Source organism: Paenibacillus sp. LPE1-1-1.1 (assembly GCF_040676435.1).
Lineage (GTDB): Bacteria > Bacillota > Bacilli > Paenibacillales > Paenibacillaceae > Pristimantibacillus.
This window is the reverse complement of the sequence record NZ_JBEGHY010000023.1, coordinates 681194-702021: the sequence shown is the minus strand read 5'-3', so window position 1 is coordinate 702021 and position 20828 is coordinate 681194. Positions and strand designations below refer to the sequence as shown.

Below are 20828 nucleotides of genomic sequence, written 5' to 3'. Positions count from 1 at the left end.
ATTCTATCATGTTACGATCGACAAAACGGATAAAGCGGACCGTGTCCCTCGTCTTGGGACTTGCGCTTGTCTTCGGGAGCATCCCGCCGCTCGCATCGGCGGCCAACAATCCCGGAATGCCCGTCTTTAAAAGCTCGGGTGCCGTAATTCCGCAGGAGCCCGCTGCTTATTCTCCTGAACAAAGCATGATGCAGGCCATCTACGACATGGAGAAAAACGGTACTGATTTCTGGATAGACCGTTTGCTGGCGCGCCCCGGCAATGATCCGGCCAGGGAGGCTCGCGGCGTAGATTTGATGACGCGGGGCAGAGCCTTGTATATGAAAGAGCATACGCCGGGCTTGATCGGCTTTGCCGGAAGGACGGCATATCAGGATGTGCTTGGCGGCAATGCCTATACGGTTACGTTCACCGGACTGACTTTAACGGAGGATGTCGGCAAGCGGCTGCAAATGCCGAGCCACTGGAGAAGCGAGCATAACGCGCAAGGATTAAGCATCGTGCAGCGTAAATTCATTACGGATAGTAACGCAGCGGTAACGCTGCTTGATCTCATAAATACGGGAACGGAAGCCAAAACGGTAACGATGACGGTTAATCCTTCCTTCGTATCCAAAGCGGAAGGCGACGAGCTGACGGGTGTGGTCAATTCCGCCCGGAATTTAACCAAAATTAACACGCGCTTATCCGGCAGCGGCATGACAGCTGCAGATAACAAGCTTACTCGCACGATAAGCATTCCGGCCGGAGCGACGCTGCAGGCTAATGTGGTAATGGGCTTCATTACGGCTGAAATTCCGGAATCGCTGACGGAATACAACGTTTACAAGAGCCTAAATAATGATGCCGCGCTCGCCAAGCAGACACAGGATTATAACAAATGGTGGGCGGATAACGTGCCGTATATCGATGTACCGGATGAAAATATCAAAAAAATCGCCTATTACCGGTGGTGGCTGAACCGCTTCAACTATCTTGACGCTAACATTCCAGGGAATGACTTTCAATTCCCTACCTCCATTGAAGGGGTACTCGGCTACAACAATGCGATTGTTTTGACGCAGCCTATGCATATTCAGGATCTGCAATATTTGCGAAATCCGATGTATTCGTACGGGAACTGGGTATCGGTCGGCGAAACCTCCAATGGCGGCGCTTTTACAGATAACCCGGGCATGCCGGACAATTGGAACAATTATTACACCCAATACTTATCGGAAGCGGCATGGAACAGCTATAAAATCCATGGCGGACAATCCGAGATTATCGGCAACTTGGCCCACTATGCGGAAAAAGACGTAGCTGGACAGCTCTTTCGTTTCGATAAGAACAATAACGGCGTCATTGCCTACGATTGGGGAGCATTAACCGGCAATGATGCAGACGCCGTGTCTTTTCACTGGAAATCGGGTAACCAAGAGCGGGCGGAGGGGGCTTACGTATACGGAGGCGCGAAAGCGGCTGCTGAAATGTACGGGTTCCTTGGCAACGAGGAGAAAGAAGCCGAGCTTGGCGCAATCGCTGCCGATATTCAACAAGGCATTATGGAAGAGCTTTGGGACGAAGAAGACCAAGTATTCAAGCATCGCCATATCAGCACGGACGAATTGAATCCTTGGAAGGAAATAAACAATTACTATCCGTTTACCGAAGGCGTTCCGCCAAATGAAGAGAAGTATAAGGAAGCATTCCGCCTATGGCAGGACTCCGCCGAATATCCGATCTTTCCTTTTTTCACGGCGAACCAGAAGGATAAAGCGGCAGCAGCGGCCCAAGGGGAAGCGGGCTCCAACAACTTTTCGACCATCAATTCTACGGTCACGTTCCGTTTGTTCGCGAAAGCGCTTCGGGAATATCCGTCGGAGTACATCACGGCAGATATGTATAAGCAGCTTCTTTATTGGGTGGCTTGGGCGCAATATTACGACGGGGATACGCGATATCCGGATGCGAACGAATTTTGGGCGAACTGGAATCCAGCTACCCAAAAAATCGATTACCGCTCTTGGATCCACCACAACATTCTCGGGAATTACAATTATACGCTGATTGAGGACGTGGCCGGCTTGCGTCCAAGACTCGACAAAAAAATCGAGCTTTGGCCGCTTGATATCGGCTGGGATCATTTTACGGTCAACAATCTGAATTACCATGATCAGGATTTGACGATCGTATGGGATAAGCCGGGGGACGGCGCGACGCATTACGGCACGGCACCTGAGGGCTATTCCGTATTTATCGACGGTGAGCGCGCATTTACGGCGGATAAGCTGGTTCAGCTGGTTTGGGACCCGGAGACCGGCAAGGTGGAATTCCCAGGCGATGACGGAACGGCACTCTATGAAAAAACGATGAGTGAGCTGAAGGAAGCGAAGGATGTTGCGCTGACCGACGGCAGAGTGATCGACATGTTCCAGAAAGCAGGCATCGATCTTGACCCGGAGACGGCTGCGTTTCCTAATCTAGCCGCTGGCGAAGGCGTTCAGCAATCCGCATCGTTTAATGCAGCGGGAACAAAGGTAAGCGACGCCGTGGACGGATTTACGATTTCCGGAACGTCCAAACCTCGTGAAGCGGCCTTTACGCCGCCGATCTGGGGAAGCAAAGGCTCGCCAAACGCGACGGATTGGTATGAAATCGACTTCGGTAAGCAGACAGCTTTTGATAATGTGAAGCTTTACTTCTACAACGACCGCGTGGATTCGGGAGGCTATAGCGAGCCATCCATGTACAAGGTCGAATATTTCGACGGCTCGAATTGGCTGCCTGCGCTGAAGCCGTATAAGCTGCCTAAGATCCCTCAGGCAAATTTGAACGAAGTGCAGTTCCCGGCAGTTACAGCCAGCAAAATGCGGGTAACGATGACGCATAAGGGTGCGAACAAAACAGCCCTAAAAGAAATTCAGGTGTACCACACAGGCATTATCCCGCCTGTTCCGGTTAATGAGAAGCCGGAGGTTACCGCTGCGCTAGACAGCGGACCAAAGCTGCCGCTTCAAGCAAAATTAATCGGGAGCGCTGTAGATGACGGATTGCCGGAAGGCGTCGTCACGGTGAACTGGAGTAAGCTAAGCGGGCCGGGTGACGTCGTTTTCGCGAACCCGAAGGAAGGAAACACAACCGCAACGTTTACGGCCGCCGGAACCTACACGCTGAAATTTGAAGCAACCGACGGCGAGTTGTCATCCGAAACAGAGTTGACGGTCATTGTTGAACCTCTGCCATCGGAAATTAACGTGGCGACCTTCGCGACGCCGAAAACTTCCTTCGTATCCAGCTGGGAGACGGTAACCGCGGTCAATGACGGCTTGGATTGGCCCAATTCCAATCCGCCTAATGGCGTGTCCGCCGGCGGCATTCCGAGATACGGCAACTGGAGCCAGCAAGGCACGCAATGGGTGGAATATACGTGGAGCGAGCCGGTGAAAATCGGGAAAGCTTCGGTCTCTTGGATGGATGACGGCGGAGGCGTGAAGCTGCCTGCCTCTTGGAAACTGCAATACTGGGACGGCTCTAAGCTTGTGGACGTTGCTGAGCCTACCGCTTACGGCTTAGCCAAAAACGGTTATAACCACGTGCAGTTCAAACCCGTGACGACAACGAAGCTGAGAATCGTCATGGTCAGCAATAATGCCTCGACGGGCATTTTGGAATGGAAGGTATTCGCTGAACCGCCGGTAAGCGCGAATGCAGTCAAAATTCCTACGCTGGTTGGCGAGCAGCCTCAATTGCCTGCCAAAATCGAGCAAACGTACGCAGACGGTTCGACTCAAGCAAGCAAGGTGACTTGGTTCCCTATCGATCCGGAGCTCCTGCAAAATCCAGGCTCTTCCTTCAAAGTGACGGGAATTATCGAAGGGTCAACGCTGCAGGCCGAGGCTTCCGTTTACGTCAGAGTCACGAATGCCGTGCAAGTGACCAATATCACGGATATCCATGCGGTCACTGCCGTCGGAAAGGCTCCGGTGCTTCCTGCGGCAGCCGATGTTCTATACAACGACGGTTCATGGGATAACGTGAACAATGTCATCGCTTGGGATGCCATCGCGCCGGAATCCTATGCCCAGATCGGCGAGTTTATCGTAGAGGGCGCCATCGCAGCCTCGACGACAAAGGTGAAAGCATACGTTTCCGTGACGGGAGGTACGGTTACGGAAGTGGGGTCCGTTCAAGTAACGACTTCAGCCGGCGTGGCTCCGAACCTGCCAGCTAAGGTTACCGTGACCTATGAAGGCGGAGCAACCGCTGAAGTGCCAGTCGTTTGGGATGCGATAGCTCCGGCAGCCTACGCGCAGCCGGGTACCTTTAAAGTAAATGGAACCGTTGCCGTTACCGCTAAGAAGGCGGAGGCTTCCGTTACCGTAACCGAAGCGCAAGGCACGGCTGCCGTAACGCTCAGCGGACCGGAGAAAATAGAAGGCGGAGAAGCCTTTCATGTCATCCTCGGAATTAGCGGAGCGGAACAATCGGTTTACGCGGAAGATATCACCATCGCTTTTGACGCGGATAAGCTTGAATGGCTTGGCGCAGAGGATGAGCTGTTGAACGAGCATTTCGCGCTCGTCGGCGAAGATCAGAAGGATGGCGAGATTCGTCTCATCACCGCGAAAATCAACGCCGCAGGCTCGGATGTGAACGGTCCGCTTGCGAAGCTAATGTTTAAAGCCAAGGATACGGACAGCGGAGCAATGGCGAATATTTCGATAACGAAAGCGGCTGCCGCAGATGCAGCCGGACTGGAAACAGAGCTGGAGGGAGCCGGCTACAGCATCCAGATTAACGGAGTAAATAAAGCCGTGCTCCGCGCGCTTATCGCGGATGCGCAGCAAGTGCATGATGCGGCAGTCGAAGGGACGAAGGTTGGCGAGTATCCGGCCGGTTCCAAAGCCGCGCTTCTCGCTGCTATTCAATCCGCTCAGGCCATTGCCGTTAAGACCGGCGTTACTTCTGCTCAAATCGAGCAGGCTGTCCAGCAATTGAACGACGCGCTGCAGCTGTTCAAAGCTTCGGTCAACAAAGCGCTGCCGGGCGATGTGAGCGGCGATGACAAGGTTAGCGTTGGCGATCTTGCAATCGTAGCCGTATCCTATGGCAAAACATCAGCACATCCGCAATGGGAGCAAATCAAGAAAGCGGATATGAATAAGGATGGAAAAATTGATATCGAGGATCTTGCAGCCCTTGCCAGACTGATACTCGGCTGACCGCAGCCCGAAAGATGAAGCAATCAAGGGGAAGGCGAGTATGCCTTCCCCACCTACATACGGAGAGGAAGAAACGTCCTATGAAATTGAGATGGCTGTCCGCAGCAATAACGCTGCTGCTCTGTTTCTCCTTATTCCCGGCAGCTGCCGGTGCTGCGAGCTCTCCAGCTTTTACGATGAGCTTATCAAAAGAGAAGCAGGCGGTCGGACAAATGGTCACGGTGACCGTCGATGGGGCTGGCTTAACGGATATGTACGCTTTCGAATTAACATTTGGCTTTGACTCCAAACGGCTGAAGCTGCTCGGAGCAAAGTCCGAAATCAAGGGCTTCTCGATCAAGCCGATTATCGACAACAACAAAATCGTATTTGCCCACACGAAAACCGGTGCGGTAGCCGGCGAGAACGGGAAATTAACATTATGCACGCTTACGTTCGAAGCTTTGGCCGAAGGCCAGGCGAGCATTGAGCTGACGGCTGCCAAGCTTGTGGACAGCAAGCTGAAAGCGACCCAGCCTGCGGCTGCTTTCCGGGTAACAAGCAGCGTCAGCGGACAGGCGGATAGCATTCATTTTAGCGATATGGCGAATCATTGGGCAAGAACGAATGTGGAAAGGGCAGTCGAATTAGGGATCGTGAAAGGCTATGGCGACGGGACTTTCATGCCTAGCCGAAGCATCACGCGCGCAGAGTTCACGGCAATGCTGGTCAGGGCGCTTGAAATCCCGGCAGCAGATTACGAGACGGCAGCTTTTTCAGATACAGCGGATATTCCGTCATGGGCTAGGGCTTATGCCCGGATTGCGGCGGACAGAGGTTTTATTAAAGGCTACGAAGACGGCTCATTTAGAGCGAATCAGCCGGTCACGCGAGCCGAGATGACTGTCATTTTAACGAGAGTATTAGGCTTGACGATCGATCTGAACGACCGTACCGCATTTGCTGACCGCGATCAAATTCCGGCATGGGCAGAGCCATCCATCGCGGCAGCGGTAGAGATAGCGCTCGTTCAAGGCCAAGGAGGCAATCGATTCGCGCCTAACGCATCCGCTACACGTGCCGAGGCCGTTACCTTAATGCTGAACATGCTGGATAAGCAGGCTGAGGAGACAGGATCGTAGGCTGGGAACAAGGAAGGCTGGTCATGTCTTATGTCTTGGATGATAAGAGAAGGAAGGGAATTTCATGAATCGTCGATTCGGTAAAATTGTTTCCAGTACGCTGGCTGTCTTGCTTGCAGGAACAATAGGTTTCTCGCCAGGAGCGGTTTGGGCCTCCGAAGGGAGCATGGCCGAACCCGTGCAGAATGCGATAGATGATCCGGCGGCGCTGGCGGAGGCGGGAAGCTATGATTATAAGCTGAACATAAACGGAGCCCGGGACGGCGCAGCGATAAGCCCGACGTTAAACGGCATTTTTCTGGAGGATATTAATTACGCCGGAGACGGCGGTCTTTATGCGGAGCTTGTGCAAAATCGGTCCTTCGAATTTGAAGAATCGCTCAGAGCTTGGTCGAAAGTAACGGACGGCGGAGGTTCGGCGAATGTCACCATTGAATCAGCGCAGCCGTTAAATGCCAATAACCCGCATTATGCTAGACTAACGGTTCAAACGCCGGGAACCGGCGCGGGCTTGGTTAACTCTGGTTTTGCAGGCATAGCCGTCGAACGCGAACTCCGCTATGATTTCTCCGTCTATGCGCGCAGCAGCGGAGTTTTTCAGTCGCCGCTTCGCATCCGATTGTTAAATGCAAGCAGCGAAACCATAGCCGAAGCCACGATAGACGGAATTACGAAGGATTGGCAGAAGCTTACGGCGACGCTTACGGCATCCGAGACTGCCGCAGCCTCCAAACTAAGCGTTACCTCGTCCGGAGCAGGCACCGTCGATTTAGACATGGTATCGCTTTTCCCGCAAAATACGTGGAAAAACCGTCCGGGCGGCCTGCGAGCCGACCTCGTTCAAGCGATGGCCGATATGAAGCCTAAATTTATCCGTTTTCCCGGCGGTTCCATTGTCGGCGGAAGAAACGTCGATAACTTTTACCGCTGGAAAAACACGATAGGCGACGTCGCGGAGCGCAAGGTCAATAAAAATTTCTGGTCCGATCCTGCGCGCGGCAACGATCCCTATTACTATCAAACGGGCGGGCTTGGGTTTTATGAATATTTCCTGCTGTCGGAGGATTTGGGTGCGGAGCCGCTGCCGGTCATCAACGTCGGAATGGCGGAGCAATTCTTGGCGCCGGGCATCGTCGTGCCGCTGGCCGAACTGCAGCCGTATATTCAGGACGCGCTTGATTTAATCGAATATGCGAACGGGCCGGTAACGAGCGAATGGGGCGCTAAGCGGGCAGCCGCAGGCCACCCCGAGCCGTTTCATTTAAAATATTTGAGCTTAGGCAACGAGCATTGGACCGGCGCTTACTTTGACCGTTATCAACTTTTCTATGATGCGATTAAAGCGGTGTACCCGTCGATTAATTTAATGTTGTCTTCCGGCGCTTATGCTTCGGGAACGGAGTTCAGCACCGCTTGGAGCTGGGCTCGCCAGACGGGCAAAGCACAGGTCGTTGATGAGCATATGTATCAGCCGCCGGCTTGGTTCCTAAGCAATACGAAGCGGTACGACAGCTATGACCGCAATGATCCGCCCGTATTCGTTGGCGAATATGCCGCGCATATCGGATCGGGCGATAAGGGCAGGCTTAGCAATTTACAAGGAGCGATCTCGGAAGCGGCCTTCATGACGGGACTTGAGCGCAATGGCGATGTGATACGGTTTGCGTCTTATGCGCCGACGTTTGCGAAGGATAAATTCGTCCAATGGACGCCGGACTTGATCTGGTTTAATAATACAGATGTATTTGGCGCCCCCAGCTTCTATGTGCAGCAGATGTTCAGCGCAAACGTCGGCGATCAAGTGACAGCAAGCGAGCTGCTGCAAAACGACGAACAGGAACAGAAGCCGATTACGGGCAAAATCATGCTCGCCTCTTGGAGCACTGCGGTGGATTACGATGATCTATTGGTTACCGCGGCTAACGGCGAAACGCTGCTGAGCGATGATTTCAGCAGCGCGAACAGCCTTTGGAGCCCGAGCGGCGGGACCTGGCAGGTAACTGACGGGGTCATGAGACAGTCAGGCACGGCGACACCCGCCCGCAACACGGCAGGAGACGCAAGCTGGAACAATTATACGATGACCTTAAAAGCAACGAAGAAATCGGGGAATGAAGGCATGCTCGTCGGCTTCGGCGTAAAGGACACGGATAATTATTATTGGTGGAATATCGGGGGTTGGGGCAACACCCGGACTCTGGTGGAGAAGGCGGTTGGCGGCAGCAAAACCGAAGCCAGCTCAGTCAATACGACGTTTCGGGTAGAAACGAACAAAACCTACCAGTTGAAAATCGAGCTCGAAGGCTCGAAAGTCCGCTGCTATATCGACGGCCAGCTGATCCATGAGTTCACGGATTCGGGCGGAGCGATTTCCCCCTTGTATTCGGTCGTGAGCAAAGACAATGAAAGCGGCGATGTGATTGTTAAGCTTGTCAATAATTCTCCGGATGTGCAGACCGTTAACGTGAACCTGGAGAATGTTTCGGGATTAGAGCCGCGCGGGACGGCGATTGTGCTGGCTTCCGATAACATCAGCTCGCAAAACACTTTTGCCGATCCGCTTAACGTAGCTCCCGTTACAAGCGTTCTACCGGGTGTATCGGACTCGTTCTTGTATGACAGCGTTCCGAATTCCGTATCTATTCTTCGGCTTAAGACGAGAACGGGAATCGCAGCGGCAGCCTCAGCGGCCGTGACGACGGAAGCGGGCCAAGCGCCGCGTCTTCCGGAGACCGTCGAGGTTACCCTCAGCGACGGATCGACGTCGCAGGCTGCGGTAGAGTGGCATCCCGTAAGAGCGTTTAAATATGAGCAGCCCGGTTCCTTTACGGTTCAAGGCACAATTGAGGGTGCAACCTTTAACGTGTACGGACACGTCACCGTGACGCAGGGGGAGGAGCCTCCGCAAGCGGCTATGCCTTCGCTTATCGTCAAATACGGATTCGATGAATCGTCTGGCACTACGGTGTCAGACTCCACTTACCATGGGCATGACGGTACGCTTGTAGGAACAATAAAGAGAGAGCAAGGCGGCAAAAAAGGAGGCGCATTGACCTTCGCAGGCACAAGCGGAAATTATATCGATGCCGGAACGAGCGAGGCCTTGCAGCCGAGCAGCCTGACGTTATCCTATTGGGTTAAACGGACAAGTGACATGGACAGCGCGGAAAACGTCCTGCTCTGGTTCAAGCCGACGAATGGCTACAACCAAAATGGCTTGTATATTACGTATAACGGCACAAACGCGGCAGATCCAAGCTCGAGCTTAGTCGTCGTTGACGGCTTTAACGGATTTTACGTGAAGCAGCGGCCAAACGAGTTTCTGCCTCTGAATGAATGGACGAACGTTGTCATAACGTTCGATTCGGAGACGGATGATTCCGCTATCTACAAAAACGGCGTCAAGCAAGAGATCACCCTTACGGGTACGCCGGATTCCATCACCTCTACAAGCGATGTCAAAAAAATCGGCGTATCCGGCTATAATAACGGCGCGCAGCTTCAAGCAGCTTTGGATGATTTCCGAATTTACGACGGGGCAATGAGCGACACGCAGGTGAAAGCGCTATATGACGGGAAACTTATCGAAGCCGTTCACCCCGCTGCGGCAGCTACGGTTGCAGGTACAGCGCCAAAGCTGCCTACGACTGTAAACGTGACGTATGAGAATGGCAGCACTTCTGCCGCAGCCGTAGCATGGGATGCGGTGGCGCCGGCGGTCTATGCCGCACCTGGCAGCTTTTCCGTGAATGGAACGGTGGAAGGCACGGCGCTGAAAGCGGTTGTTACTGTAACGGTTGCAGAACCTCCCGTGCAAATCCCGCATTTGGTGGCCCGTTATACCTTCGATGAGCAGTCGGGAAAAGAAGTCTCGGATGCTTCTGGAAATGGCCTTCATGGTTTAGTGGAAGGCGATGACGGCGAGTGGATCCAAGACGGCCGCGGGGGCGGTGCCCTAAAATTTAACGGCACAAATCATTATGTGGATTTGGGCGCAAGCGGTCAGCTCCAGCCTAAGGATATTACGGTAGCGTATTGGATTAAACGAACCGAGACGATGAACGGGCGCAACAGCAATATTTTGTGGTTCAAGGATGGCTGGAACGGCAATGGCTTTTATATCACCTATGACGGCTCGAATCCGGAGGATCTCAGCTCCAGCTATATGATCGTGGACGGCTTTAACGGATTTTATGTGAATGAAAGTCCCGATGAGTTTCTTCCGCTCGGCGAATGGACCCATATTGCCGTTACATTCGATTCGGAGACGAAGCTGGGGGCGATCTACAAGAACGGCATAAGCCAGACCCTAACGGTAAATGGCACGCCAGCCTCGATTACTCCGTCGGCCAAAAATAAAATGATCGGCATGTCGGAATATTCGAACTCCCATCTAAACGCGGCATTGGATGACATGCGCATTTATGACGTGGCAATGTCTGAAGCGGACATTATGGCATTGTACGAGGGAGAATCGGAAACGGAAGGAGCGATGCTGCTAAGCGGACCTAGCAAGGTTGCGGCTTTGGAGGAGTTCACCGTAACGGCAGCCTTGCAGGATGTCGATCAGCCGGTGCTTGCCCAGGATATGACCGTTACCTATGATGCGGATAAGCTGGAGTGGATCGGTGTCGAGGAACCGGTTCTCAACCGCAATTTCGTCAAAGTCGGCGAGGATCATCAGCCAGGAACGGTACGCATCATGCTTGTTAATATCGGGGATGCGGATGCGGGCGCGAACGGAGAGCTTCTTAAGCTGAGATTTAGAGCAAAAAGCATCGAAGGTCAGGCGACTGCAGGAATCGCGGTGTCGAAGCTGGAGGTTGCGAACGGGGAAGGCGAGGAAACGGCCCTGACAGGAGCAACGTTGAGCGTCATGATTAACGCAATCGATAAAGAAGCTTTGACCGCGTTGATCGCAGAAGCGCGCGACATATACGCTTCTGCGGTGGAAGGCACGAAAGCCGGACAATATCCGGTTGGCGCAAAGGCTAGATTGCTGACAGCGATTGACCATGCAATTAGCATTGCGGCTGACGGCGCCGCTACTGCGCAGCAGATCGAGCAGGCTGCAGCGGAGCTGAATACGGCGTTAATTACCTTTAAGGCAGCCATTATAAAGGAGCTTCCGGGAGATGTAAGCGGTGATCAACGCATCAGCATCGGCGATTTGGGCATCGTATCAGCGAGCTATGGGAGGACCTCCGATGATCCGCAATGGGCCATCCTAAAGAAAGGCGATCTGAACAACGACGGCAAAATCGATATCGAGGATCTAGCCGCACTCGCAAGGCAGATTATAAGCGGATAGCACATTCGCAGCGATGGGAGAAGGGAAGGGATGCCGGCTTGGCATCCCTTCTATTCGCTGTCAGCGGATCGGCAAAATTCCTCATTATTCAACAAAACCTCCGATTGCAAACCGATTTTACGTAGAATAGGATGAAGATACGACAAGAGAAAGGGGCGATCTTCTTGTATAATATTTTACTCGTGGACGATGAACCGGGGCATCTGGCCGGCTTGTCCAAAATATTGCGAAGGCTCCGTCCGGAATACGCCGTACGCACGGCTAAAAACGGGGAAGAGGCCTTAAATATTTGCGATTCGGAAAACTTTGAAATTATTATTACGGACATTCAAATGCCCATTATGGACGGGCTTGATTTTTACGAAAGGCTGCCAAGCAGCCGGAAACCGCAAAAGGTCATTTTTTTAAGCGGTTATGATTATTTCGAGTATGCGCAAAAGGCGATTGGACTCGGCTCCTTTGAATATGTGCTGAAACCCGTCGATATCGATAAATTTACCCATATTCTGGAGAAGGCCGAACGGAGCTTAGAGGAAGAGCTTGCCGGTATCGAGGAGAAGGAGCGCTTATCGGCAAAGCTGCAGACCATCATTCCCTTATATCATAACCGTATTTTGAGCGATTGGAACCATGGCTTGCCGCTGTCCAAGGATGAAGAGAGGGAACTGCGCGATACCTTGCTGTTCCAAGGCGGAGGCAGCATCGTCGTAACTGCGATCCATGGAAGGGACCATCAGGAGGATACGGCACTGGAGTTAAGCAAGGAACGGATCAGGGAAAAAATGCAAGAGCTGCTAAGCGAAAACGGCGTTTCGATCAGCTTCTTCTCGGAGCAGGAGCGGAGCCTGCTCATTTCAGCAACGAATGCACGCTTGGAAGAATCCTTGCTTGCACGGATCGAGGAGCAGTTTCGGCTTGCTGAATTTGAAAGCGTTCGCATCAATGTCGGAATAAGCCGTTGCACGGAAGAATTGGTCGAAGCGGCGCCGAGCTTGTTCAAAGAGGCTTATTTTGCCGGGATGGAAGGGTTCTACGCGGATGGGAGAATCGTCTTTGAGAGCACCGGAACGAAAATTGATCCGCGTTTATTTCTTAAATCAAGCGCAAGGCTTGAGACGATGTTGGGCGATGCCATACATGCGACGCATGGCGAAAAAGCGATAGAGAATGCAGCGAGGACCATCATAGCGAAGCTGGTTGAGGGGGAACGGCTGCCAGCGCCTTCAGAGCTGATCGCGTACTGCAAAAAACTGCTAATGAAACTTTCGGAGGCAGCGGAATACCTAAAGCCTGAAATTCGGGAAGGCTTGGCTGCAGGCATCGCAGAATCGCATGACGAAGTTCATGCGATTGAGCAGCTCCAAGCGGTTATTGCAGGCCGTTTAGCCGATATTGCCGCTGCCATCACGGAAGCGCGGCGGGACAGCAAAGAAACGGTCATTTTTAAATGCCTGGCGTACATGGAAGAGCATTATATGGAGGATTTGTCGCTGGAGTCGGTGTCCGCAGTCTTTCATTTCAACAGCAGCTACTTTTGCCATTATTTCAAAAGCAAGCTAAATATCAATTTCAGCCAATATTTGACCCAAATCAGGTTGACGAAGGCCAAGGAGCTTCTGGAGCAAAGCAACGATAAGATTTATCAGGTGGCGGGCAGGCTCGGGTATCAGGATGCTAAATATTTCAACCGCGTGTTCAAGAAGGAGTTCGGCTTGACGCCTGAGGAATACCGGTCGATAGCCCGCAGCATGAAGCAGGGATAATCTTATATCCGCAGTCATCCATTCGGGAGGGAACCGTTACGATCTCAATTGTGAAAGACCGATTATTAAACATGAAATTCAGGACCAAGCTGATCCTGTTTTTTGTGCTGCTCATCTCTCTTCCTTCCGTAATTAACGGTTATATCAATTATAATGCGAGCTCCGATATCATCGTCCGCAACGCGAGGGACAGCATCCAGGAAATCGTCAAAAAAAATAACGAGATCGGCGACATTGTCTACAAAAATATCGAGGAGCGAACCGTTGCGCTCATTTCCGATCCGGATTTATTTCGATTATTCGATAGGCCCCGTCCAAGTAACGATTATGAGCTTGTGAAAATGGATCGGCAGGCGACGGCCATTTTGTATAAGTATTTTGGACACAGCCAAGATTTTTACACCGTGCAGCTCATGACCAGCTATTACAGCTTCGGTTCCGGAACGCCGACGTATACGACGAACTCGCCGTTCGTGTCCGTCTCGCCCCAAGGCTTCCAAAATTCCTATATCTATGATCAAGTAAAGGAACGTCAAGGAAGCCTAGTGTGGGTGCCGACATACGATTTGACGAGAGTGTATAACCAGGATCAGCTTTTTGGGATGGATCCGAAGTTTAAAATGGTGTTCTCCAGCGCGCGCATGATCAACAGCTCGCCCATTATTGACGGCGTCAGCTATACTTGGCCGGATTCGGTAGAACGCCCCGTGCTGCTCATTAATTTCAATGAAGAATTTTACCGCAATACGGTCGAACAAAGATTGCCTGTGCCGGATTCCTATTTCTATATCGTGTCGCGGGATGGCCAAATCGTAACGCATCCGGATTTCTCGAAGCTGGGGAAAAAAGATGAGAACGACTGGTACCTTGATGAGTTTAAGGCCTCCTCGGGCACTTCGCTCGTGAAGGAGGATGGCGAGGATGTTCTCATTGCTTACGATACGTCGAAAGTAACGGATTGGATAACCGTTTCCGTCATTCCGTACAACCAATTGCTGCGAAATTTGCCTACCGTTCGATATATGGATCTCCTGATCGCCATGGCCCTTATCGTAATCGCGATTGTCATAGCTTCTTTTATCGCGGGACGGCTGACGAATCCGATTAAAAAAATGCTGGTTGCGATCCAGTTAACCGGTTCCGGCGACTTCTCTACCAAAATTCCGGATCAACCGCAGCTCGAGTTTCGTATCCTGATCAAAAAGTTCAACCATATGAACGAGAAGATCCAAGAATTAATCAAGGAAAACTATGAGAGCACGCTGCGCGAGAAGGAAGCGGAGATCATGGCGCTCAACCTGCAGCTAAATCCCCATTTTTTGTACAATACGCTGAACATTATCAATTGGATGGCGATTGACCGGGACGATAGAGCAATCAGTAAAATGATCGTGAGTCTTTCCACGATGCTGCAGTATACGGTGAATAACAAGCAGGAAATCGTGAAGCTGAGGGATGATCTCGAGTGGTTGAGAAGCTACACGCATATTATGGAGAACCGTTTTGAAGGCGTTTTTAAAGTCACTTACGAGCTGGATCATTTGCCTGGTGATTGCAAGGTGCCGAAGCTGTTTTTACAGCCGATCGTGGAAAATGCGATTATCCATGGTTTTGAAGCTTTGGAAAGCGGAGGCGTTATCCGAATTAGCGGGCAGGTGCACGGAGAGATGCTGTATTTCGAGGTAAGTGATAATGGAAAGGGCATGTCCGAGCAGCAGGTCAGGACCTTGCTGAATCCGGAGGCGGAGGGCATCGGCGTGAAAAACATAGCCCAGCGAATTTCGCTTATTTACGGAAACCAGTCCCGGCTGAGCATTGAATCGGAAATTGGAAAAGGGACCGTCGTTGCGGTTACGATCCCTCTTCAGAGGTAAGCTTGCTCCGTGACGGGGGAGAGAGGGCAGTCGCTGGATCGATTTTACGGACCGTTCCAGCGATTATTCTCGGAACGCTAAGCTTGCTGCCAAACGTGTTTTCTCCCGTAAAAGCATCCTTGACCTTTCCTGCAACATAGACATAATCCCCGTTTTGCACATCCAGACCAGGATCCTTGAAGGCGACGATCACGCTTTGCTCACGGTTGACCGGATCGGCGTACAATTGAATATAAACCATTTTTTCGAGTCTTTGCGGCGTCGCGAAGATTTCGCCGTAAATCTCGACGGTCCTTCCCTTAAACTTATTTACCTTCTCGTACATGGCTCGGAATTGTTCTTTGGTCAGCGGCTCTGCTTCTTCCTGGGCGCAGCCAAGGATCGATGCAGCCATGAATAAGGTTACGAGCAGCATAATACCTCGTTTCATCCTTTACCCCCTTTATCCTCATTCTTTTTAACCTAAAGCCTATTGCGTTATTGCGCCTGCATGAGTTCAATTGAAGCTTCGGCACGCAATTCCTCCAGCCAAGGACCGAGCAAATCATAAATCTCCGAATCAATCAACTCATTTCGTATTTGCTCTTCGCGTTCGTTGAAGGTTGCGGCAGCGGCTTCTTGCCGTTCCGTTACTTTAAGGATGTGAAAGCCTTGGCTGGATTCCGCGATATGAGCTTGTTCACCCGGCTGCAGGGCAAAGGCGGCATCTTCCAAGCTTTGTTCCAAATAACCCCGTTCGATGAAGCCTAAATCGCCGCCGTTGCTTTTTGCACCTGGATCAAGCGAGAACTGGACGGCGAGCTTGGCGAAATCTTCGCCTTTTTTTAATTTTGCGGAGATTTCTTCCGCCTGTTCCTTCGATTGCACAAGGATATGAGAAACCCGGATGGCTTCCGGTTCCGACCACAGCGCTTTATTTTGGTCATAGTAGTTACGTACGTCGGCTTCGGTTACGTCGGTTTTGTCCGATAGCAGCCGGCGCAGCAGCAGCTGCGAGCGTATTTGGGCCCGCACGGACCGGTCCGTGAAGCCGTCCTCCGCCAGCTTGGCACGGTATTCCTCCGGAGAATCGTATTCCCGTTTTAAGATATCGAGCTGCCGGTCAATGTCCTCTTCCGTGACCGTTATTTTAAGTTTGCTCGCTTCTTGAGCGATAAGCTCATCCACGATTACCTTTTCTAATGCTTGCTTGCCGCCGGTATCCATCAGCATGTCGTAGAGCCGGTTTTTTTCGATTTCGATGCCGTTTACAATCGCAATGGTTTCATGTACAGGCTTTTTATTGCTTTCACGTCCGTTCATGAAGGCTGTCATAAGAAGGAGCAGCAGCAAGAGGAACAAAGCAAGACAGCTAAACATCCATAAACGATAGCTTCGATACCATGGTTTGACCGCTCGTTTCATCATCTATTTCTCCTTTACGGTTCATTCGTCTTTGGATAGAAAGTTGCCGCAAAGTCACTATAGCAAATCGATAATAGCAAAGAAAGGTGAAAAATATACGGCAGGTTACCGTGCGAATGGAAGAAAACACCCTTCAAAAATATCGAACTTTTTTCGGATGAAATTGCATTGTCTTCGTTTCCTCGTCCTTTTATAGTCTTGATGTACCTAGCCGTCTGAAGAAGGAGGAGTGGAGCTTGATTCGTGTAAACGCTTAAAAGGATTATCGAAAAACATGGGGAATGAGGAGGTTTAAGAGATGCGGATAAAAAAATGGATGTCGCTCTTTCTGGTCGCAGCTATGCTGGGGGGAATCATTCCGACCGTTCAGGTATTCGCGGATGCATCTGCGGCAAATCTTATTGCTTGGTACACTTTCGATGAAGCGGAAGCAAGCAAAATCAAGGATCAATCGGGAAAAGGAAATGATGCAACGCTCGTGGGAAGCACTTCGATCACCGACGGCAAAAACGGCAAAGCTGTTCAATTGGCGGGCGGATACGTGCAGCTGCCCAATAACCTTTTAAACGGCGTGACCGATATGACCGTTTCTACATGGGTGTATATGGACACCTCGCAGGACTATGCCAGATTGTTCGATTTCGGAAGCGGGACGACGCGTTACCTGTTCGTAACCGCAACAGGTAGAAACGAGGGGGCGGAGGGGTTAACCGCCGCGATTACGACAAATGGCTGGGGAAGCGAGCAGCATGTAACGAAGGGAACGGATCTAAGCACAGGCGTATGGAAGCATGTTACGCTCGTCATAGAAGGGAAAACGGGAACCTTGTACGAGGATGGCGTTAAAGCAGCGGAAAACAAGGATTTGACGCTAAATCCATCCAGTCTGGGAAGCACTACGTCTAATTTCATCGGCAAATCGCAATATAACGGCGACGCATCTTTCCGCGGAAAATTCGAGGATTTCCGTATTTACAATAAAGCGCTGAGCGCGGCTGAAATAACATCGCTGCTGGATTTGTCTGACGAATTTATTGTGCATACGGATCGGGATGCGATTAATTTAGGAAATTTATTCACGGTGGAGGCGGATATTGCGCTGCCTGCTCTCGGTCAAATGGGATCATCGATTACATGGGCTTCAAGCAATGAGAAAGTGATTGCAACGGATGGAACGGTGATTCGGCCAGCGCCTGGAAAAGGAAACGAGAACGTGCTTCTTACTGCGACAATCGCCAAAGGCGGCTATAGCGTAACAAGGGAATTCCAAGCGACCGTTTTGGCTAAGCTTTCCGATCAGGAAATAGTGGCTTTGGATAAGGAACATCTGCAGCTCGGTGATATCGAAGCGATTATTTCCGATTTGGAGCTGCCGGAGACGGGGCCAAACGGTTCGGCTATTGCGTGGCAATCGAGCAACAGCCAGGTCATCGGTACGGACGGAAAGGTGAATAGACCCGAGCCGCGCACGGGCGATGCGGAGGTAACGTTAACGGCCGTGCTCACAAAAGGATCGGCCAGCGCGACGAAGACTTTCGGGGCACGGGTGATAGAACAGCCATTCCAGCTGTCCATACAAAGCATTAGGCCAGAGTACTTAGAAACTGCAATAGGGACGGCGCCTGTCCTTACTGACATCGTGATTGCCGATTATAACGACGGTGAAACAAGCCGGCAAATGAAAGTCATATGGCCAGAGATTGACCCGTCGAGCTATGAAAAAACAGGTACCTTCCAAGTAGAGGGCACAGTGCCTGGTACAACGGTCAAGGCAAAAGCAGAGGTCAAGGTCAAGGAAATATTATTTAAAACCACGTTCAGCCACGATCGGCTTCTGCCGGGCGAGAACCTTCAAGTCGCCGTAAAAGCTAGCAACAAAAGCGGCATTGCCGTCCCTGTGCTCGTAACAGCTGCAAGATTCGACGAGGCTGGACGGATGAAGGATGCCGTTCATGCCAATAAGCGGGTAGAAGCCGGAACAACTGAGCAGCTGGACGCCGAATTGCTTCTTCCAAGTCAAATTGCCGGGCATACGGTGAAGGTGTTTGTATGGGAAGGCGATGAGATTAAATCGTCCAAGCTGAAGCCTTTATCTACCGTTACCCAGCTCGCGGATCTATCAAGCGCACCGTCGACTCCAACCAACCTATCGGTCAAAGCAGAGGAAGGGAAAAGCCAAATTACCGTAACATGGGATTCTTCACCAGGGGCCGTCAGTTACGATCTTGAAGTTGACGGCGCGGTGATGACCAATGTAAGCAGTCCTTACGAGCATAAAGGCTTGATTTACGACTCTACGCATTCTTATGCGGTTCGGGCCAAACGCGCGGACGATACATCAGCATGGAGCTTATCGCAAAACGCCACCGTGCAAGGCGTACCGGGCAATGCAAGCTGGTCTGTCCAGCCGTTTCAGCTAAGCCAAGTATCGCTTGAAGACAGCCCGTTCACCGAAAACCGGGACCGCACCTACTCCTACCTGCTTTTCGTGGATAATGACCGGATGTTATATAACTTCCGTGATGCCGCTGGGCTGTCGACCAAGGGCGCTCAGCCGCTGGGCGGCTGGGATGCGCCGAATTCCAATCTTCGCGGCCACTCGACCGGGCATTATTTGTCTGCGCTGGCGATGGCCTACGCCAGCAGCGGCGACGACCGCTTCAAGCAGAAGCTGGATGAAATGATTACCGAGCTGGGTAAGGTCCAAGATGCCATGCCGGCCAAAGGATACAGCGAAGGATTTTTGAGCGGCTATTCGGAGGATCAGTTCATTAAGCTGGAACAATTTACGACCTATCCGACCATCTGGGCTCCGTATTACACGCTTCATAAGATTATGGCCGGACTGGTAGATGCCTACAAATACGCGGGAAATGAGCAAGCACTCGAGATCGTAGAGGCGATGGGCGAATGGACACACGGACGTTTAAGCGTATTGCCCAAGGAGCAATTGAAGCGAATGTGGTCGATCTACATTGCTGGGGAATACGGGGGAATGAACGAGGTGCTCGCGGAAATGTTTGCGATTACCGGTAACGATACATTTCTGGAAACCGCCAAGCTATTCGATAACGAGACCTTATTTAAACCGACGGCCGATAATACGGATACTTTGACAGGCAAGCATGCGAATCAGCACATCCCTCAAATTACGGGAGCTTTGCGCATATTCGATCAAACGAATGATCCTTATTATTATAAGGTCGCGGATAACTTCTGGCATATGGTCGTTGATAAACGGACCTTTAATATCGGAGGTACCGGGCAGGGCGAGATGTTCAGGGGCGCGGACGCCATCGCCGCTATTCTTGATGACAAAACGGCAGAAACATGCGCCACGTACAATATGCTGAAGCTGACCCGTAACCTGTTCTTCCATAATCCTGATCCCGTCTATATGGATTATTACGAAAAAGCGCTTTACAATCACATCCTTGCCTCGCAGCAGCATGAGGAGCATGGCCATACGACTTATTTTGTTCCGCTTGGACCGGGCAACCAAAAATCGTATACGAATGATTATAATTCCTTTACCTGCTGTATGGGGACAGGACTCGAAAACCATGTAAAATACCAGGAGTCCATCTATTTCCATTCCGCGGATTTATCGACGCTCTATGTAAATCTCTACATCCCGTCTACATTGCATTGGCAGGCAAAAGGTTTTACGGTCACCCAAACGACGAGTTATCCGGAAGAAGGGGCAACGTCCATTTCCGTTGACGGAAACGGTCCGCTCGCGATTAAGCTGCGTGTGCCTTCTTGGGTAGAGAACGGCTATAAAGTATCCATAAACGGAGTTGAACAAAACATTGAGGCCGTCCCCGGATCTTACGTAACGTTGAGCAGGACTTGGTCTTCGGGCGATATCGTCGATATAACCATGCCGTTCAGCCTGCGGCTGGAGAAAACGCCTGACGATGCGAAGATTGGCAGCATTTATTACGGTCCGCTTGTCATGGTCGGTAATAGCAACAGTACTTCTTGGTTGAATTTGGCGTTAAATGAAAATCAATTGTCCCAATCTATCGCCTCAACAGGACCGCTAAGCTTTACGACGAACGGCATCCCGCTCGTGCCGATGTACGAGGCTCATAATTTCAGATATCACGCTTATTTCAAAATCAACCCTTAAAAGGAGGAACGAGGAT

Annotated in this window: 8 protein-coding genes; 6 read left to right on the top strand and 2 right to left on the bottom strand. The window is 51.4% G+C overall.

What is annotated here, in order from left to right:
• The first annotated feature begins 8 nt into the window (after window positions 1–8).
• The 5 genes from MRBLPE1_RS19840 (at window position 9) to MRBLPE1_RS19820 (ending at window position 15273) form a co-directional block, all read left to right on the top strand.
• Complete coding sequence (locus MRBLPE1_RS19840; protein ID WP_364148700.1) at window positions 9–5204, top strand: Ig-like domain-containing protein; 5196 nt, start codon at window positions 9–11, stop codon at window positions 5202–5204.
• Between the two features lie 80 nt (window positions 5205–5284).
• Window positions 5285–6325 carry an S-layer homology domain-containing protein gene (locus MRBLPE1_RS19835; RefSeq protein WP_364148699.1) on the top strand — a complete coding sequence of 347 codons (1041 nt, stop codon included), beginning with the start codon at window positions 5285–5287 and terminating at the stop codon, window positions 6323–6325.
• 64 nt (window positions 6326–6389) lie between these two features.
• Window positions 6390–11636, top strand: a complete 5247-nt coding sequence (locus MRBLPE1_RS19830; protein ID WP_364148697.1) for a LamG-like jellyroll fold domain-containing protein — start codon at window positions 6390–6392, stop codon at window positions 11634–11636.
• Window positions 11637–11800: 164 nt separating this feature from the next.
• Window positions 11801–13399: a response regulator gene (locus tag MRBLPE1_RS19825; protein WP_364148695.1), complete on the top strand. Its 1599-nt coding sequence runs from the start codon at window positions 11801–11803 to the stop codon at window positions 13397–13399.
• A 71-nt stretch (window positions 13400–13470) separates the two neighbouring features.
• Window positions 13471–15273 (top strand): sensor histidine kinase, encoded by a 1803-nt coding sequence (locus tag MRBLPE1_RS19820; protein ID WP_364148693.1) that lies wholly within the window; start codon window positions 13471–13473, stop codon window positions 15271–15273.
• Here the strand turns inward: MRBLPE1_RS19820 and MRBLPE1_RS19815 are convergent.
• Both MRBLPE1_RS19815 and MRBLPE1_RS19810 read right to left on the bottom strand, forming a co-directional pair.
• Window positions 15251–15703, bottom strand: a complete 453-nt coding sequence (locus tag MRBLPE1_RS19815; RefSeq protein ID WP_364148691.1) for a hypothetical protein — start codon at window positions 15701–15703, stop codon at window positions 15251–15253. The genes MRBLPE1_RS19820 and MRBLPE1_RS19815 overlap by 23 nt on opposite strands.
• A gap of 47 nt (window positions 15704–15750) precedes the next feature.
• Window positions 15751–16677, bottom strand: coding sequence for a peptidylprolyl isomerase (locus MRBLPE1_RS19810; RefSeq protein ID WP_364148689.1), 927 nt, complete (start codon window positions 16675–16677; stop codon window positions 15751–15753).
• 298 nt (window positions 16678–16975) lie between these two features.
• Here MRBLPE1_RS19810 and MRBLPE1_RS19805 point away from each other — a divergent pair, with 298 nt between their 5' ends.
• The gene (locus MRBLPE1_RS19805; RefSeq protein WP_364148687.1) at window positions 16976–20812 is read left to right on the top strand and encodes a beta-L-arabinofuranosidase domain-containing protein; all 3837 of its coding nucleotides are present in this window, start codon (window positions 16976–16978) and stop codon (window positions 20810–20812) included.
• Window positions 20813–20828 lie beyond the last annotated feature (16 nt).

Coding starts and splice junctions, on each gene's coding strand:
- MRBLPE1_RS19840 (WP_364148700.1), top strand. CDS start 9: ATGTTACGATCGACAAAACGGATAAAGCGGACCGTGTCCCTCGTCTTG.
- MRBLPE1_RS19835 (WP_364148699.1), top strand. CDS start 5,285: ATGAAATTGAGATGGCTGTCCGCAGCAATAACGCTGCTGCTCTGTTTC.
- MRBLPE1_RS19830 (WP_364148697.1), top strand. CDS start 6,390: ATGAATCGTCGATTCGGTAAAATTGTTTCCAGTACGCTGGCTGTCTTG.
- MRBLPE1_RS19820 (WP_364148693.1), top strand. CDS start 13,471: ATGAAATTCAGGACCAAGCTGATCCTGTTTTTTGTGCTGCTCATCTCT.
- MRBLPE1_RS19815 (WP_364148691.1), bottom strand. CDS start 15,703: ATGAAACGAGGTATTATGCTGCTCGTAACCTTATTCATGGCTGCATCG.
- MRBLPE1_RS19810 (WP_364148689.1), bottom strand. CDS start 16,677: ATGAAACGAGCGGTCAAACCATGGTATCGAAGCTATCGTTTATGGATG.
- MRBLPE1_RS19805 (WP_364148687.1), top strand. CDS start 16,976: ATGCGGATAAAAAAATGGATGTCGCTCTTTCTGGTCGCAGCTATGCTG.